A 17,234-nucleotide genomic window follows, 5' to 3' on the forward strand; every position below is an offset into this window, starting at 1 on the left:
CGGATGAGCGGCACGGGGACGACCAGGGTGCTGGTGGCGGACGACCAGACGGTGGTGCGCGAGGGCATCGTGATGCTGCTCGGGCTGCTGCCCGGCATCGAGGTGGTCGGCGCGGCGGCGGACGGCGAGGAGGCCGTCGCCCTGGTGGAGCGGCATCACCCGGACGTGGTGCTGATGGACCTGCGGATGCCCCGCTGTGACGGCGTCGAGGCGACCAGGCGGATCCGGACCGCGCACCCGGAGACCGAGGTGGTGGTGCTCACCACCTACGCCGACGACGACTCGCTGTTCCCGGCGCTGCAGGCCGGGGCGCGCGGCTACCTCACCAAGGACGCCGGCGGCGAGGAGATCGCCCGGGCCATCGCGGACGTCCGCTCGGGCGCGGCCGGACTCTCGCCGCAGATCCAACTCCGTTTGCTGGAAAGGCTTTCGGAGCACCCCGGGGCGCCGACGCCGACGCCCCGGGAGCCGGTCGGCCGACGCGGGGCGCTGCCGGACGGGCTGACCGCCCGGGAGGCCGAGGTGCTCGCCCTGATCGCCGACGGGCTCTCCAACGCCGAGATCGCCCAGCGGCTGTTCGTCAGCCAGGCCACCGTGAAGACGCACATCAACAACCTGTTCGCGAAGACCGCGGTGCGGGACCGGGCGCAGGCCGTCGCGTACGCGTTCCGACACGGGATCACCGGTACGCAGCAGTAGTCGGATGAGTGTCTGTCGGATCATCGATCACCTCATCGAGTGAACGTATCTGCAATGGTCAGAGGCGCTGCCCGGCGGCCCCCATGATGGTTCGGGTCAGAGTGCCCGCCGGTCCAGGAGCAGCAGTGCCACAGCAGCAGACCAGCAGTCCCGGGCAGGGGCAGCGATTCGACTGGTGGGCCGCTCCGGCTGCCGCCACCGCCTCCGACCGGACGGCGGCACCCGGCCGACCGGCGGTACCCGGCCAGTCGGCGGTACCCGTTCGGCCGACCCCCGCACGGGAGGTCCCGCCGGCCCCGGCGGTACCCCCGGCCGCAGCCCCGGCCGCCGGGCCGTCGGGCGCCGGGCCGTCCACCGCCGCCGGGTCGTCGGGCGCCGGGCCGTCCGGTGCCGGGCCGGTCGAAGCGCCGCAGCCCTCCCGCGCCGTGGCCACCACCACCGACAGCACCGAGGTGTACCGGGCCGTCCAGCGCAGCGCCGCCTTCCAGGACATCCGCCGCAGCCACCGGGGCTTCGTCTTCCCGGTCAGCGGCGCCTTCCTCTCCTGGTACCTGATGTACGTCGCCGCCCAGGCCGCCGCTCCCGGCGTGATGCGCAGCCAGGTGGCCGGCCCGGTCAACGTGGCCTGGCTGCTCGGCCTGCTGCAGTTCGCCACCACCTTCGTGCTCACCTGGCTCTACGCCCGCAACGCCCGGACCAAGCGCGACCGCGCCGCCCTGGGCCTGCGCTGGGACACCCAGGACCAGCTGCGATGACGACCGCCACCCCGCCCCCCGTCGCCCCCACCGGCGACCACCACGACCTCGCCATCGCGCTGTTCGCGGTCATCGTCCTGGTCACCCTGGCGATCACCCTCTGGGTCGGCCGCAAGGGCGGCGCCGCCGAGGACTTCTACGCCGGCGGCCGCGACTTCACCCCGCTGCAGAACGGCTTCGCGCTCTCCGGCGACTACCTCTCCGCGGCCTCCTTCCTCGGCGTCGCCGGACTGATCGCGCTGTACGGCTACGACGGCGTGCTCTACAGCATCGGCTTCCTGGTCGCCTGGCTGGTGGTGCTGATGCTGGTCGCCGAACTCGTCCGCAACGCCGGCCGGTACACCCTCGCCGACGTGCTCGCACTGCGGCTGCGCCGCCGCAAGGTGCGGGCCGCGGCCGGCGGCGCCAGCGTCGTCGTCACCCTGCTCTACCTGGTCGCCCAGATGGTCGGCGCGGGCTCGCTGGTCGCCCTGCTGCTCGGCACCAGCAGCCCGCACGCCCGGACCTGGACCATCGTCGCCGTCGGCGCCCTGATGATCGTCTACGTCACGGTCGGCGGGATGCGGGCCACCACCTGGATCCAGATCGTCAAGGCCGTCCTGCTGATCGCCGGCTCGGTGCTGCTCACCGTGCTGCTGATGGTCCGCTTCCACGGCGACGTGGGCGAGCTGATGCGCCAGGCCGCCCAGCACAGCGGGGCCGGGCACCGCTACCTCGAACCCGGTCTCAAGTACGGTGCCACCTTCACCAGCCGGCTCGACTTCTTCAGCCTGGGACTCGCCCTGGTGCTCGGCACCGCCGGGCTGCCGCACATCCTGTCCCGCTTCTACACCGTGCCCACCGCACGGGCCGCCCGCCGCTCCACGATGTGGGCGATCGGCCTGGTCGGCGGCTTCTACCTGATGGCCATCGCCCTGGGCCTGGGTGCGACCGCGCTGGTGGGCTCGGCCGAGGTCCGGCACGCCAACTCGGCCGGGAACACCGCCGTCCCGCTGCTCGCCCTGGTGCTGGGCGGCGGCAACGGCAGCACCGGCGGGGTCGTGCTGTTCGCCCTGATCTCGGCGATCGCCTTCGCCACCATCCTCGCCGTGGTCGCCGGGCTCACCCTGGCCTCCTCGGCGGCCTTCGCCCACGACATCTGGGCCGGCGCCTGGCGCGGCCGCCCGCGCCGCCGGTCCCTGCTGCGGCGCGGGGCCGTGCCGGCGTCCCGGCCCGGCGCCGGGCCGGCCGGTGACGGGGCCACCGACCTGGCCACCGACCAGGAGGTCGGGGTGGCCCGGATCGCGGCCGTCGGGATCGGTGCCGCGGCCATCGCGATCAGCCTCTTCGCCCAGCAGCTGAACGTCGCCTTCCTGGTCGGCCTGGCCTTCGCGGTGGCGGCCTCCGCCAACCTGCCGGTGCTGCTCTACAGCCTGTTCTGGTCGAGGTTCACTGCCCGCGGCGCGGTCTGGTCGGTGTACGGCGGGCTCGTCCCGGCGATCGTGCTGGTGCTGTTCTCCCCGGTGGTGTCCGGCACCAAGGTGGCGCTCTTCCCCGGCGTGGACTTCCACTGGTTCCCGCTGGAGAACCCCGGCATCGTCTCCATCCCGCTCGGCTTCCTGGCCGGCTGGATCGGGACGCTCACCTCGCCCGAACCCGCCGACGCGGACCGCTTTGCCGAGCTGGAGGTGCGTGCCCTCACCGGTGCGGGCGCGGCCTGAGCGCCGCGTCCCGGGGAACCCCGGCGGGCCTGGGGCCGCCGGGGTTCCCCCCTGTCCGCCGCCGGGCGGCCGGCGTCGTTCACCGCCGGACGGTCGGGTCCGTTCACCGGTGGCAGGGCCCGTTCACCGTCGGGCGGCCAGGCCGTAGCGGTGCTCGGGCCGGCCGGTGTCGCCGTAGCGCAGGGTGAGCCGCAGCCGGGCGTCCCGCTCCAGCTGCTTGAGGTAGCGCTGCGCGGTCGAGCGGCTCAGCCCGGTGGCCTCCGCGACCTCCTGCGCCGACAGCGGCCGGCCCGCCTGCCGCAGCACCCCCAGCACCAGGTCGGTGGTGGGCGCCGAATGGCCCTTCGGCAACGGGCCGGCCGGGGAGGCCGCGCTGCGCAGGGTCGCGAACAGCCGGTCCACCTCGTCCTGGCCCGCCTCCCGGGCCGGCGCGGCCAGCGCGTGCCGCAGCTGCGCGTACGCGACCAGCTTGTCCCGCAGGCCGGCGAAGGTGAACGGCTTGACCAGGTACTGCAGGGCGCCGTGCTGCATCGCGGCGTGCACCGTGGACACGTCCCGGGCGGCCGTCACCATCATCACGTCGCAGGCCACCTGCCGCTCCCGCAGCCGGCGCACCAGGGCCAGGCCGGTCTCGTCCGGCAGGTGGTGGTCGAGCAGCAGCAGGTCCACCGGGCGGCGTTCCAGGGCGGCCAGCGCCTCCCCGGCCGAGTGGGCGGTGCCGGTGACCCGGAAGCCCGGCACCCTGGCCACGTAGGCGGCGTGCACGTCCGCGACCCGGAAGTCGTCGTCCACCACGAGTACGTCGATCATCACGCCTCCACGAGCTGAGTGGTGAGCAGGGCCTCGGGCAGCTCGACGGTGAACCGGGCGCCGCCGAGCGGCCCCGCGTCGAGCACGATCCGGCCGCCGGTCCGTTCGACCAGCCGCCGCACCATCGCCAGGCCCAGCCCGCGCGGACGGTGCGCGGGTGCGTCCTTGCTGGTCCACCCCTCCTCGAAGACCTGCTCGCGCAGCTCCTCCGGCACCCCCGGGCCGCTGTCCGCGACCTGCAGCAGCAGCGTGGAGCCGGCCGCCGCCAGCGTCACCTCCACCCGGCCGCCCCCGCCCGGCGCCACCGCGTCCACCGCGTTGTCGATCAGGTTGCCGAGCACCGTCACCAGCGCCCGCGCGTCCACCACCGCGTCCGGCAGGTGCGCCGCCGGGGCCAGCACCAGCCGCACTCCGCGCTCGCCCGCCACCGCCGACTTGCCCGCCAGCAGCGCCGCCGCGTGCGGGTCCTGCACCTGTTCGGCGATCCGCGCGGCCACCGCCGCGTGCGAACCCGACTGCTCCGAGATGAACGCCACCGCCTGCTCGTGGCGGCCCAGCTCCAGCAGGCCCAGCAGGGTGTGCATCCGGTTGGCGTGCTCGTGGTCCTGCGCCCGCAGCGCCTCGGTCAGGCTACGGGTGGTGTCCAGCTCGCGGACCAGCGACTCCAGCTCGGTGCGGTCGCGCAGCGTCACCACCGCGCCGCGCTCGGCCGTGGTCGTCCGGTTCACCACCAGCACCCGGTCGTCCCGGACGGCCGGCAGGTCGGTGCCGGTGATCCGCCCGGCCAGCACGTCCGCCAGCCGGCCCGGCGGCAGCACCGCGTCGATCGGCCGGCCGGTGCAGTCCGCGGGCAGGCCGAGCAACCGCACCGCCTCGTCGTTCGCCAGCCGGATCCGCCCGCGCTCGTCCAGCGCCACCATGCCCTCGCGGATGCCGTGCAGCATCGCCTCCCGCTCCACCAGCAGCGCCGAGATGTCGGCCAGCGCGATGTTGTGGGTGCGCCGCTTCAGCCGTCGGGCCAGCGCCAGCGTCGCGACCGTCCCGGCGGCCAGGCCGGCCCCCGCGCACAGCAGGATCCCGGTGAGCATCTTCAGCAGCCGGCGGCGGATCGAGTCGTCGCTGATGCCCACCGACACCTCGCCGACGATCCGGCCGTCCGCGACCCGCAGCGGCACCTTGCCGCGGGCGGTGCGGCCCAGGGTGCCCTGCTGGATCGCGGTGACGCTGCGCCCGCTGAGCGCCGGCTCCGGGTCGGTGCTGACCCGCTGGCCGATCCGGTCCGGGTCGGTGTGCGAGAGCCGGATGCCCTCCAGGTCGGTGACCACCACGAAGCTGGCGCCGGTGGCCAGCCGGATCTGTTCGGCGTTGCGCTGCGCGGTCGCCGAGTCCCGGGCGTCGGCGGCCCGTGCGATCACCTCGTGGGTGGCGGTGGCCTGGGCGATCGACAGCGCCCGCTGCATCGCGTCGTGGTCCAGCTCGCTGCTGACCGGGGCCAGGAACAGCCCGGCGGTCACCGCGGTGACACCGACGGTGACGACGGTCTGGCTCAGCAGCAGTTGTGCGAAGACCCGGCGGGGCCAGTGGGGCAGCTTCATCCGGGCCTCCTCTCGGCGGCGGGGCAGCGGGTCGGTGCGTCGGCGGGTCGTTCGGCAGGGCGGATCGGGCGGGTCGGCGGCGGGGCAGCGGGTCGGCCGGGGCGGTCCGGCCGGGTGGGGGGTTGGGACACCCTATGTTTCCGGCCTGTTTCTGTCAGCCGCGTCCCCGCAGTTGTAGCGCAAGCAAAACGAGCAGAACACCCCTCAATGCGGAGAAACCGCAGTACGCCGAGAAGCCTCCCGCCGGGGCCGGGCCCGCTCCTACCGTCCTGGGGCAAGCACAGACCCGGGAGGAAACATGAGCAACACCCCGGCGATCGAGCTGACCGGCGCGACGAAACGGTTCCGCACCCCTTCCGGGGCCCTGCACACCGCCGTCCACGATCTCGATCTGACCGTCGCCCAGGGCGAGTTCGTCGCCGTCGTCGGGCCCACCGGCTGCGGGAAGTCCACCACGCTGACCCTGGTCAGCGGCCTGGAGGAGCCCACCGAGGGGGAGGTCCGGGTCCACGGCGAGCCCGTCCGCGGGATCGACCCCAAGGTGGGCTTCGTCTTCCAGCAGGACGCCGTCTTCCCCTGGCGCACCGTCCTGTCCAACGTGATGGCCGGGCCGCGCTTCCGCGGGGTGCCCGCCGCCGAGGCCAGGGAACGGGCCCGGGACTGGCTCGGCCGGGTCGGCCTCGCCGCCTTCGAGGACCGCTACCCGCACCAGCTGTCCGGCGGCATGCGCAAGCGCGTGGCGCTCGCCCAGACCTTCGTCAACGACCCGGCCATCCTGCTGATGGACGAGCCGTTCTCCGCCCTCGACGTGCAGACCCGCGCCCTGATGTCCGACCAGCTGCTGGAGCTGTGGGCCGGGACGGGCTCCTCCGTCGTCTTCGTCACCCACGACCTGGACGAGGCGATCGCGCTCGCCGACCGGGTCGTCGTCATGACCGCCGGACCGGCCACCGTCAAGGAGGTCTTCACCGTCGACCTGCCGCGGCCGCGCACCGTCGAGGCGGTCCGGCTGGAGCCGAGGTTCGTCGAGCTGTACCGCGAGATCTGGGCCTCGCTCGGCGAAGAGGTGCGCATCACCAGGGAGAGAGGAGCGGGTCGTGCCGCTTGAGACCGCACCGGCCGCCGCCACCGCCCCGGCCGTCACCACCAGGACCGAGGCCCGCGAACGGGCCGCCCGCAACCGCAGACTCACCGTGTACGGCGCCCGCATCGCGGTCCTCGTCGCCTTCCTCGGTCTCTGGGAGCTGTGCGCCCGCACCGACGTCATCGACCCCTTCAACTTCTCGCAGCCGTCGAGGATCTGGGACCAGATCTGGCAGTGGGTCACCCACGGCACCGCGCAGGGCTCGCTCGGCGAGCAGATCGGCTACACCCTCTACGAGGCCCTCACCGGCTGGGTGATCGGCGTGACCGGCGGCGTGCTGCTCGGCATCGCGCTCGGCCGGATCCGCTTCCTGGCCGACGTGTTCGGGCCCTACATCAAGGTGCTCAACGCCATCCCGCGCATCGTGCTCGCCCCGATCTTCCTGATCTGGTTCGGCCTCGGCCCGGCCTCCAAGGTCGCCTCCGCCGTGGTCCTGGTGTTCTTCCCGGTGTTCTTCAACGCCTTCCAGGGCGCCCGCGAGGTGGACCGCAACCTCGTCGCCAACGCCCGCATCCTCGGCGCCGACAACCGCAGGGTCACCCTCCAGGTGGTCATCCCCGCCGCCACCACCTGGATCTTCACCAGCCTGCACGTCAGCTTCGGCTTCGCCCTCATCGGCGCCATCGTCGGCGAGTACATCGGTGCCACCAAGGGCCTCGGACTGCTCGTCGCCGCCGCCCAGGGCACCTTCAACGCGGCCGGCGTCTACGCCGCGATGACCATCCTCGCCGTCGTCGCGCTGCTCACCGAGGGCCTGCTGACCTTCGCCGAGAAGAAGCTCTTCCGCTGGAAGCCCGCCGACGCGGGCGACGGCCGCTGACCCCCTCCCACCCCAGAGAGGCACCCCCACCCATGCGCAGATCCACCGCCCTCGCCCTCGCCGCCGCGCTCCTCCTGCCGCTCACCGCCTGCGCCAACGACGCCGCCACCTCCACCCACGGCGCCGCCGCCGCACCGGCCGACCGGCAGGTCGACGGACCCAAGGTCAAGATCATGGTGGGTGGCCTCGACAAGGTCATCTACCTGCCCGCGATGCTCACCCAGCGGCTCGGCTACTTCGCCGACGCCGGCGTCAACGTCGAGCTGATGAGCGAGCCCGCCGGCGTCAACGCCACCACCGCCCTGCTCGCCGGCGACGTCCAGGGCGCCGTCGGCTTCTACGACCACACCATCGACCTGCAGGCCAAGGGCAAGATCGTCGAGTCCGTCGTGCAGTTCTCGCAGGCCCCCGGCGAGGTCGAGATCGTCTCCACGAAGCAGGCCGACGCCATCAGGTCCGGCGCCGACTTCAAGGGCCGCAAGCTCGGCGTCACCAGCATCGGCTCCTCCACGGACTTCCTCACCAAGTACCTCGCCGTCAAGAACGGCGCCGCCGTCAGCGACTTCAGCCCGATCGCCGTCGGCGCCGGCCAGACCTTCATCGCCGCGCTCCAGCAGGGCAGCATCGACGCCGGGATGACCACCGACCCGACCGTCGCCACCATCCTCGACAAGGGCCTCGGCAAGGTCCTCTACGACATGCGCACCCCCGAGGGCTCCCGCCAGGCGCTCGGCGGCCTCTACCCCTCCTCGTCGCTCTACATGAACACCGACTGGGTGGAGAAGAACAAGGGCACCACCCAGAAGCTCGCCGACGCCTTCGTCCGGACCCTGCGGTGGATGTCCGGCCACAGCCCCGAGGAGATCGCCGCGAAGATGCCCGCGGACTACGCGCAGGGCGGCGCCGAGCAGTACGCGGCCGCCATCAAGGCCACCCTGCCGATGTTCACCACCGACGGCGTCATGCCCGCCGACGGCCCGAAGACCGTCCTCGCCGTGCTCGCGGCCTTCCACCCGGACGTCAAGGGCAAGGAGGGCACCATCGACCTCGCCCGCACGTACACCACCGAGTTCGTCGGAAAGGCCGCCACCGGCTGACCCGACCGGTACGTGACGGCCCCGGCACCCCGTGGACAGCAGGCCGGGGGCCGTCCACGCGCCACGGTCCCGCGCCCACCCCCACGGGCGCGGGGCCGCGCCGCGTCCCGGGCCGGTGCGCCCGGTGCGGCGTATCGGGCGCCCGTGGTCCGGGGCCCCGCAGTCCGGTGCTGTGTGGTCCGGGGCCGTGCCGCGGGCCCACGGACCGGCGGCGACCCCGGTTCAGAGCCCCCGGACCGACAGCACGTCCATCCGCGACGGCGACCCGGCGGCCTTGCCGCAGCTCTCCGGACGCGGCGGCTCGCTCGCCCCCTCCAGGACGTCCACCTCCCAGGCTCGGCCGTCCCCGTGCATCACCGCGACCAGCCAGCGGCCGTCGCCGTCCGGCCGCTGCACCAGCGTCAGTGCGTCCACCCTCGTCTCCCCGGTCGCCAGCCGCACCGCGTGCTCGGCCGCCTGGCCCGGACGGTCCCAGCCCGAACAGCCCCGCGACCACTCCGGCACCATGTGCCCGGCCGCCGTCGCCGCCAGCACCTCCTTGGCGGTCTCCGCCGTCAGCCGCCCGTACGCGTACCCGTACGGCAGCACCAGCATCGTGGGGGAGAAGCGGTGCCCGCCGAGGTGCGTCACCTCCCACACCTCGCTGTGCCCGGCCGCCGCCAGCTCCGCCGCCAACGGGCGGCCCAGCAGCGCGCAGCAGCGGTCCCGCCGCCCGTTGGTGCACACCAGCGCCACCGGGCCGCCGACGTGCTCCGCCCCGAAACCGCCGTGGTCACCCACGCCCAGCGCCGCGAAGTCCAGCCCCAGCAGCTCCTCCGGATCCGCCACCCCGGCCCGGCGCACCCAGCCGCGACCCGGCACCGTGTGCGCCACGATCACCTCGCGGCGCGCCGTCGGCAGGCAGTCCGCGTGCCGGCCCGGCCGCCGGACCAGCGCCACCCGCACCCCGGTGCCCGCCGCGGCCGCCTCCAGCGCCCGGCCCACCCGCGGATCCAGGTGGCTCTCCCCGAGCGCCTTCGCGCCCCAGGGCCCGTTCTGCTCCACCAGCAACCAGGTGGCCGCCACCGCCGCCGTGGCGGTCAGCGGCTCCGACAGTTCACGCGACACGGTCGCACAGGTGCTCACCCGGGCAAGGCTACCCTCACCAAAACGCCGGAGGGGGCGCCCACTCGGGCACCCCCTCCGGATCGACCGGGCCCTGCTCCGGAGAGGCCGGGCCGGCCCTGCTCCGGCGCGGCTCGGACGCTACGCCGGGCCGGCCACCACCGCGATCGCGCCCGTCACCGGCGTACCCGAACCGTCCCGGCGCGGGTCGCGCTCCGGCAGGCCCACCGGCGCCCCCTTGTCGGTGGCCGCCCGGGCCGGGGCCGCCCCCGCCCAGGCGAAGGTCAGCGCGTCCTCGCCGCGCAGGAAGCGCTGGCAGCGCACGCCGCCCGTCGCCCGGCCCTTGCGCGGGTACTGCTCGAACGGCGTCACCTTCCACGACGTCTGCTCGCCGCCGGAGAGCGTCCCCGACGCCCCCGCGACCGACACCACCACCGCGTCCGAAGCCGGATCCACCGCCGTGAACGACAGCACCCGCGCCCCGTCCGACAGCTTGATGCCCGCCATGCCGCCCGCCGGGCGGCCCTGCGGACGGACCTGCCCCGCCGGGTAGCGCAGCAACTGCGCGTCCGAGGTGATGAACACCAGGTCCTCGTCGCCGGTGCGCAGCTCGACCGCGCCCACCAGCTCGTCACCCTCCTTGAGGGCGATCACCTCGAACTCGTCCTTGTTCGCCGGCCACTCCGGCACCACCCGCTTCACCACGCCCTGCACCGTGCCCAGCGCCAGCCCGGGCGAGGACTCGTCCAGCGTGGTCAGCGCCAGCACCCGCTCCCCGGCCTCCAGCCGCAGGAACTCGCCCACCGCCGCACCGCCGGCCAGCGTCGGCGACGGAGTCGGCGGCAGCGCCGGCAGGTCGATCACCGGAAGCCGCAGCACCCGGCCCGCCGACGTGACCACGCCCACGTCCGCCCGCGCCGTCGCCGGCACCGCCGACACGATCACGTCGTGCTTCGCACGCGACTCCGACAGCTCGAACGGCTCGCCGTCCGCCGTCCGCGCCAGCAGGCCCGTCGACGACAGCAGGACCCGGCACGGATCGTCCGCCACCTCCAGCGGCACCGACAGCGCCGCCGACGGCACCGCACCGGCCTCCAGCAGCACCGTGCGCCGCTCCGTCCCGAACTGCTTGGCCACCGCGCCCAGTTCGGAGGAGACCACGCTGCGCAGCCGGGTGTCCGACTCCAGGATCTCCGTCAGCTCCGCGATCTCCGCGTTCAGCTTCGCCTTCTCCTGCTCCAGCTCCACCCGGTCGAAGCGGGTCAGCCGGCGCAGCGGGGTGTCCAGGATGTACGCCGTCTGCGTGTCCGACAGCGAGAAGCGCTCCATCAGGCGCTCCTTCGCCTGCGCCGCGTTGTCACTCGACCGGATGATCGCGATGACCTCGTCGATGTCGAGCAGCGCCACCAGCAGGCCCTCGACCAGGTGCAGCCGCTCCTCCCGCTTGCGGCGGCGGAAGTCGCTGCGCCGGCGCACCACCGTGAAGCGGTGGTCGACGTAGACCTCCAGCAGCTCCTTCAGACCCAGCGTCAGCGGCTGGCCGTCGACCAGCGCCACGTTGTTGATGCCGAAGGTCTCCTCCATCGGCGTCAGCTTGTACAGCTGCTCCAGCAGCGCCTCCGGCACGAAGCCGTTCTTCACCTCGATCACCAGCCGCAGCCCGTGCTCGCGGTCGGTCAGGTCCTTGACGTCCGCGATGCCCTGCAGCTTCTTCGCGTTGACCAGGTCCTTGATCTTCGAGATGACCTTCTCCGGGCCGACGTTGTACGGCAGCTCGGTGACCACGATGCCCTTGCGGCGGGCCGTCACCGCCTCCACCGTCGTCGTCGCCCGGATCTTGAACGTGCCGCGGCCCGACTCGTACGCGTCCCGGATCCCCGACAGGCCCACGATCCGCCCGCCCGTCGGCAGGTCCGGACCGGGCACGAACCGCATCAGCGTGTCCAGGTCCGCGTTCGGGTGCTTGATCAGGTGCCGGGCCGCGGCCACCACCTCGGACAGGTTGTGCGGCGGCATGTTCGTCGCCATGCCGACCGCGATCCCCGTCGCGCCGTTCACCAGCAGGTTCGGGAACGCCGCCGGCAGCGCCAGCGGCTCCTGCTCGCTGCCGTCGTAGTTGGGGCCGAAGTCGACGGTGTCCTCGTGGATCGACTCCACCATCGCCATCGACGCGGCCGTCAGCCGCGACTCGGTGTACCGCATCGCGGCCGGCGGGTCGTCGTTGCCCAGCGAACCGAAGTTCCCGTGCCCGTCGATCAGCGGCAACCGCATCGAGAACGGCTGCGCCATCCGGACGACCGAGTCGTAGATCGACGCGTCGCCGTGCGGGTGCAGCCGACCCATCACCTCGCCCACCAGACGGGCGCACTTCACGTGCCCGCGCTCCGGACGCAGGCCCATCTCGTTGGCCTGGTACAGGATCCGGCGGTGCACCGGCTTCAGACCGTCCCGCGCGTCGGGAAGCGCACGCGAGTAGATCACCGAGTAGGCGTACTCCAGGAAGGAGCCCTGCATCTCGTCCACGACGTCGACGTCGAGGATCCGCTCCTCGAAGTCTCCGGGCGGCGGGGTCTGCGAACTGCGGCGGGCCATCGCGGCGGGGCTCCCTTACGTCTCGCTTGCAGTGTCTCGGTCTGCTCTGTCGTCCATCCGCCGGCCCCCGTCAACAGGGCGCGGCGCCCCCATTGTGGACCCTCCCGCCGACACTCCCGGCCAGCGCCCCTCTTCCGCCCCTGGCGAACGCCCCGTCCGCGCGGACACAAACGCGCCTCCCACGCGTTGCACCACAATGGGGGACGCCACACCAACCCCGACATCGACGACGGGAAGGACCCGAGCGCATGGCCAACCCGGCCCCCGCCTCCAGCCGAGGCATCGCCATCACCGAGCACCGCCTGGCCAACGGCCTGCGGGTCGTCCTCTCCGAGGACCACCTCACCCCGGTGGCCGCGGTCTGCCTCTGGTACGACGTCGGCTCCCGGCACGAGGTCAAGGGCCGCACCGGCCTCGCCCACCTCTTCGAGCACCTGATGTTCCAGGGCTCCGCGAACGTGTCCAACAACGGCCACTTCGAGCTCGTCCAGGGAGCCGGCGGCTCGCTCAACGGCACCACCAGCTTCGAGCGCACCAACTACTTCGAGACCATGCCCGCCCACCAGCTGGAGCTCGCCCTCTGGCTGGAGGCCGACCGCATGGGCTCGCTGCTCGTCGCCCTCGACGAGACGTCCATGGAGAACCAGCGCGACGTCGTCAAGAACGAGCGCCGCCAGCGCTACGACAACGTCCCGTACGGCACCGCCTTCGAGAAGCTCACCGCGCTCTCGTTCCCCGACGGCCACCCGTACCACCACACCCCCATCGGCTCCATGGCCGACCTCGACGCCGCCACCCTCGAGGACGCCCGCGCGTTCTTCCGCACCTACTACGCGCCCAACAACGCCGTCCTCTCCGTCGTCGGCGACATCGACCCCGAGCAGACCGTCGCCTGGGTCGAGAAGTACTTCGGCAGCATCCCCGGCCACGACGGCAAGCAGCCCCCGCGCTCCGGGGAACTCCCCGCCACGATCGGCCGCGAACTGCGCGAGCCCGTCCACGAGGACGTCCCCTCCCGCGCGCTGATGGCCGCCTACCGCCTCCCGCACGACGGCACCCGCGAGGCCGACGCCGCCGACCTCGCCCTCACCATCCTCGGCAGCGGCGAGTCCAGCCGCCTCTACAACCGGCTCGTCCGCCGCGACCGCACCGCCGTCGCCGCCGGCTTCGGCCTGCTCCGCCTCGCCGGCGCCCCCAGCCTCGGCTGGCTCGACGTCAAGACCTCCGGCGACGCCACCATCGCGCAGATCGACGCCGCCGTCGACGAGGAGCTCGCCCGCTTCGCCGCCGAGGGCCCCACCGCCGCCGAACTCGAGCGCGCCCAGGCCCAGATCGAGCGCGAGTGGCTCGACCGGCTCACCACCGTCGCCGGCCGCGCCGACGAACTCTGCCGCTACGCCGTCCTGTTCGGCGACCCCAAGCTGCTCAACGACGCCCTCCCGAAGGTCCTCGACGTCACCGCCGAGGAGGTCCAGGCCGTCGCCCAGGCCCGGCTCCACCCCGACAACCGGGCCGTCCTCGTCTACGAGCCCACCACGGCCGACGACACCGACGACACCGACGACGACACCGCCACCGACGCCTCCCAGGAGGGTGCCGCCGTATGAGCACCGACCACGCCCCCGCGATGACCTTCCACCCCCAGCCCCGGCCCGGCACCCCCAGCCCGTGGGCGTTCCCCGCCCCCGAGCGCGCCTCCCTCGGCAACGGCATCACCGTGCTGCACTGCCACCGGCCCGGCCAGCAGCTCGTCGCCGTCGAGGTCCTCCTCGACGTCCCGCTCGCCGCCGAACCCGAGGGCCTCGACGGCGTCGCCGCCATCCTCGCCCGCGCCCTCAACGAGGGCACCGACACCCTCAGCGCCGAGGAGTTCGCCGCCGAGCTCGAGCGCGCCGGCGCCACCCTCGACGCCCACGCCGACCACCCCTGCATCCGGGTCTCCCTCGAGGTCCCCGCCTCCCGACTGCAGCGCGGCCTCTCCCTGCTCGCCGACGCCCTGCGCGCCCCCGCCCTCCCCGAGGACGAGATCGAGCGCCTCGTCGCCAACCGCCTCGACGAGATCGTCCACGAGCAGGCCAACCCCGCCCGGCGCGCCGCCAAGGCCCTCTACGCCGAGCTCTTCGACGCCGCCGACCGGCTCTCCCGGCCCCGCAGCGGCACCGCCGACACGGTCAAGTCCATCGACCGCGCCGCCGTCAAGGCCTTCTACGACGCCCACGTGCGCCCCGCCACCAGCACCGTCGTGGTGGTCGGCGACCTCACCGGCACCGACCTGCCCGCCCTCCTGGAGAGCACCCTCGGCACCTGGACCGGCAGCGCCGCCGAAGCCTCCGTCCACGCGCCCGTCACCGGCGACGACCACGGCCGCGTCGTCATCGTCGACCGCCCCGGCTCCGTCCAGACCCAGCTGCTGATCGGCCGCATCGGCCCCGACCGGCACGACCCCGTCTGGGCCGCCCAGATCCTCGGCACCTACTGCCTCGGCGGCACCCTCACCTCCCGCCTCGACCGCGTCCTGCGCGAGGAGAAGGGCTACACCTACGGCGTCCGCTCCTTCGCCCAGCCGCTGCGCTCCGCCGCCGACGGCAGCGGCCGCTCGCTGCTCGCCATCAGCGGCTCGGTGGACACCGCCTCCACCGCCCCCGCGCTCGAGGACACCTGGAAGATCCTGCGCCTCCTCGCCGCCGAGGGCCTCACCGACGCGGAGCGCGACGAGGCCGTGCAGTTCCTGGTCGGCGTGGCGCCGCTGAAGTACGAGACCGCGGGCTCCGTCGCCGGGACGCTGGCCGACCAGGTCGAGCAGCACCTGGCCGACGACTACCAGGCCGAGGTCTACCGGCAGCTCGCCGAACTGCCCACGGCCGCCGCCACCGAGGCCGTCGTCGCCGCCTTCCCGCCGGACCGCCTCGTCACCGTCCTGGTCGGCGACGCCGCCGCCATCGCCGAGGACGTGCGGGCCCTCGGCATCGGCGAGGTCACCGTCGTCAGCTGACGCCTCCGGCCTCCCGCACGGGCCCGGTGGAGCACCCGCTCCACCGGGCCCGTCGCGTCGTTAAATGCCTTGCGGGCCCACGCCGTTCCGTGGGTGAATCGTCCCCGGCACAGACGTGCGAACGGCGACGGAGGAAGGGAGGCGGCACCATGCGGGTCGAGCGAGCCATACGACGACGCTCCCCAAGGCCGTACCTCCCCCGTACCGCGCAGGGCTGCTGAGCCCCACCCCTGACTTCCCCGAGCCGCACCGGGATCCTTCGCGCGGCACCCCACCCTTCACGTGAACCACGCCTTCGCGTGACCACCCGACCCCTGGAGGTCGTTCACCCATGTCGTACACCGAAGTCCCCGGCGTCCGGGTCCCGATCCGGATGTGGACCGATCCGGCCACGGTCGAGGGCCAGGCCCTGCAGCAGCTGCGCAACATCAGCTCGCTGCCCTGGCTGCACGGCCTCGCCGTGATGCCCGACGTCCACCTGGGCAAGGGCGCGACGGTCGGCTCCGTCATCGCGATGAAGGGCGCGGTCTGCCCGGCGGCGGTCGGCGTCGACATCGGCTGCGGGATGAGCGCGGTGAAGACCTCGCTCACCGCCGCGGACCTCCCGGACGACCTGTCCCGGCTGCGCTCCAAGATCGAGCAGGCCATCCCGGTCGGCCGCGGCCTGCACACCGACCCGGTCGACCCGGCCAAGCTGCACGGCTTCCGGGCGGCGGGCTGGGACGACTTCTGGCACCGCTTCGACGGGGTGGCGGAGGAGGTCAAGTGGCGCCGCGAGCGGGCGATGCAGCAGATGGGAACGCTCGGGTCGGGGAACCACTTCTCGGAGGTGTGCCTGGATGACGACGGGACTGTCTGGTTGATGCTGCACTCCGGTTCGCGCAACATCGGCAAGGAGCTGGCGGAGCACCACATGTCCGTCGCCCGGGCGTTGCCGCACAACCAGGGGCTGGTCGACCGGGACCTCGCCGTCTTCATCGCGGACACCCCGCAGATGGCCGCGTACCGCCAGGACCTCTTCTGGGCCCAGGAGTACGCCAAGAACAACCGCGCGGTGATGATGGCGCTCTTCCAGGACGTCGTGCGCCGTGAGTTCCCCAGGGCGAAGGTCGCCTTCGACGAGGTCATCAGCTGCCACCACAACTACGTGGCGGAGGAGCGGTACGACGGGGTCGACCTGCTGGTGACCCGCAAGGGCGCGATCCGGGCCGGTTCCGGTGACTACGGGATCATCCCGGGCTCGATGGGTACCGGCTCCTACATCGTCCGCGGCCTGGGCAACGAGGCGTCGTTCAACTCCGCCTCGCACGGCGCCGGCCGCAAGATGAGCCGCACGGCGGCGAAGAAGCGGTTCAGCACGGCGGACCTGGTCGAACAGACCAAGGGCGTCGAGTGCCGCAAGGACGGCGGCGTGGTGGACGAGATCCCGGGCGCCTACAAGAACATCGAGAAGGTCATCGAGCAGCAGAAGGACCTGGTCGAGGTGGTCGCGCACCTCAAGCAGGTCGTCTGCGTGAAGGGCTGATCAACGCCGGCAGCTGATCAACGCCGACAGGGGTGCACCACGCGTGGTGGTGCACCCCTGTCGGGCGAGGGGTGGGCTCAGGCTGCGGCCGGGAGCTCGTCGAGGCCTTCCTGGACGAGCTTGGCGAGGCGGTCGAGGGCCTCGTCGGCGTTCTCGGCGTCGGAGGCGAGGACGACCTCCTCGCCGCCCTGGGCGCCCAGGCCGAGCAGGCCGAGCATGGAGGCGGCGTTGACGGGGGTGCCGCCGGGCTTGGCGATGGTGATCGGCACGCCGGTGGCCGTGACGGCCCGGACGAAGATCGAGGCGGGACGGGCGTGCAGGCCCTCGGCCCAACCGATGGTGACGCGGCGCTCGGCCATGAGACGTGCCTTTCCGGTGAAGCTGGTCACGGCCGTGCTCGG

14 protein-coding genes are annotated in these 17,234 nt (G+C 73.3%); 9 read left to right on the forward strand and 5 right to left on the reverse strand.

The features are described 5' to 3' along the window. The first annotated feature begins 3 nt into the window (after positions 1–3). The 3 genes from ACIA8Q_RS24425 (at position 4) to ACIA8Q_RS24435 (ending at position 3,154) form a co-directional block, all read left to right on the forward strand. A complete protein-coding gene (locus ACIA8Q_RS24425) occupies positions 4–699 on the forward strand; it encodes a response regulator transcription factor (RefSeq protein WP_360212265.1) in 696 nt (231 codons plus the stop codon). Between the two features lie 425 nt (positions 700–1,124). After that, entirely contained in the window at positions 1,125–1,454 is a 330-nt protein-coding gene (locus ACIA8Q_RS24430) for a DUF485 domain-containing protein (RefSeq protein WP_360212263.1), read from the forward strand. Next, positions 1,451–3,154 carry a cation acetate symporter gene (locus ACIA8Q_RS24435; protein ID WP_360212261.1) on the forward strand — a complete coding sequence of 568 codons (1,704 nt, stop codon included), beginning with the start codon at positions 1,451–1,453 and terminating at the stop codon, positions 3,152–3,154. Before ACIA8Q_RS24430 ends, ACIA8Q_RS24435 begins: the two co-directional genes overlap by 4 nt. Before the next feature lie 123 nt (positions 3,155–3,277). Here ACIA8Q_RS24435 and ACIA8Q_RS24440 read toward each other — a convergent pair whose 3' ends face one another. After that, positions 3,278–3,964, reverse strand: a complete 687-nt coding sequence (locus tag ACIA8Q_RS24440; RefSeq protein WP_360212259.1) for a response regulator — start codon at positions 3,962–3,964, stop codon at positions 3,278–3,280. Beyond that, positions 3,964–5,559 (reverse strand): sensor histidine kinase, encoded by a 1,596-nt coding sequence (locus ACIA8Q_RS24445; protein ID WP_360212257.1) that lies wholly within the window; start codon positions 5,557–5,559, stop codon positions 3,964–3,966. Before ACIA8Q_RS24445 ends, ACIA8Q_RS24440 begins: the two co-directional genes overlap by 1 nt. Before the next feature lie 298 nt (positions 5,560–5,857). Between ACIA8Q_RS24445 and ACIA8Q_RS24450 the strand changes: the two genes are divergently transcribed. Genes ACIA8Q_RS24450 through ACIA8Q_RS24460 form a run of 3 tightly spaced genes read left to right on the forward strand, consistent with a single transcriptional unit; the run spans position 5,858 to position 8,620 of the window. Beyond that, the gene (locus tag ACIA8Q_RS24450) at positions 5,858–6,667 is read left to right on the forward strand and encodes an ABC transporter ATP-binding protein (RefSeq protein ID WP_360212255.1); all 810 of its coding nucleotides are present in this window, start codon (positions 5,858–5,860) and stop codon (positions 6,665–6,667) included. After that, a complete protein-coding gene (locus ACIA8Q_RS24455) occupies positions 6,657–7,523 on the forward strand; it encodes an ABC transporter permease (RefSeq protein ID WP_360212253.1) in 867 nt (288 codons plus the stop codon). Before ACIA8Q_RS24450 ends, ACIA8Q_RS24455 begins: the two co-directional genes overlap by 11 nt. A 32-nt stretch (positions 7,524–7,555) precedes the next feature. Then, entirely contained in the window at positions 7,556–8,620 is a 1,065-nt protein-coding gene (locus tag ACIA8Q_RS24460; RefSeq protein WP_360212252.1) for an ABC transporter substrate-binding protein, read from the forward strand. A gap of 222 nt (positions 8,621–8,842) precedes the next feature. On the opposite strand, the gene ACIA8Q_RS24465 is transcribed toward ACIA8Q_RS24460, so the two are convergent. Both ACIA8Q_RS24465 and ACIA8Q_RS24470 read right to left on the reverse strand, forming a co-directional pair. After that, on the reverse strand, positions 8,843–9,745 hold the full coding sequence (locus tag ACIA8Q_RS24465; protein WP_387905774.1) for a sucrase ferredoxin: 903 nt from the start codon (positions 9,743–9,745) through the stop codon (positions 8,843–8,845). Positions 9,746–9,865: 120 nt separating this feature from the next. Then, a complete protein-coding gene (locus ACIA8Q_RS24470) occupies positions 9,866–12,316 on the reverse strand; it encodes a DNA topoisomerase IV subunit A (protein WP_360212248.1) in 2,451 nt (816 codons plus the stop codon). Between the two features lie 248 nt (positions 12,317–12,564). Between ACIA8Q_RS24470 and ACIA8Q_RS24475 the strand changes: the two genes are divergently transcribed. From ACIA8Q_RS24475 to ACIA8Q_RS24485, 3 genes are all read left to right on the forward strand, one after another. Beyond that, positions 12,565–13,923: a pitrilysin family protein gene (locus tag ACIA8Q_RS24475; RefSeq protein ID WP_360212246.1), complete on the forward strand. Its 1,359-nt coding sequence runs from the start codon at positions 12,565–12,567 to the stop codon at positions 13,921–13,923. Between the two features lie 20 nt (positions 13,924–13,943). Then, positions 13,944–15,308: a pitrilysin family protein gene (locus ACIA8Q_RS24480; RefSeq protein WP_360212337.1), complete on the forward strand. Its 1,365-nt coding sequence runs from the start codon at positions 13,944–13,946 to the stop codon at positions 15,306–15,308. Between the two features lie 331 nt (positions 15,309–15,639). Then, positions 15,640–16,833: an RtcB family protein gene (locus ACIA8Q_RS24485; protein ID WP_396317683.1), complete on the forward strand. Its 1,194-nt coding sequence runs from the start codon at positions 15,640–15,642 to the stop codon at positions 16,831–16,833. A gap of 77 nt (positions 16,834–16,910) precedes the next feature. On the opposite strand, the gene ACIA8Q_RS24490 is transcribed toward ACIA8Q_RS24485, so the two are convergent. After that, a complete protein-coding gene (locus ACIA8Q_RS24490) occupies positions 16,911–17,192 on the reverse strand; it encodes an HPr family phosphocarrier protein (RefSeq protein ID WP_360212242.1) in 282 nt (93 codons plus the stop codon). Positions 17,193–17,234: the final 42 nt, after the last annotated feature.

The sequence above is a fragment of the Kitasatospora sp. NPDC051705 genome (assembly GCF_044453265.1).
Taxonomy (GTDB): domain Bacteria; phylum Actinomycetota; class Actinomycetes; order Streptomycetales; family Streptomycetaceae; genus Kitasatospora.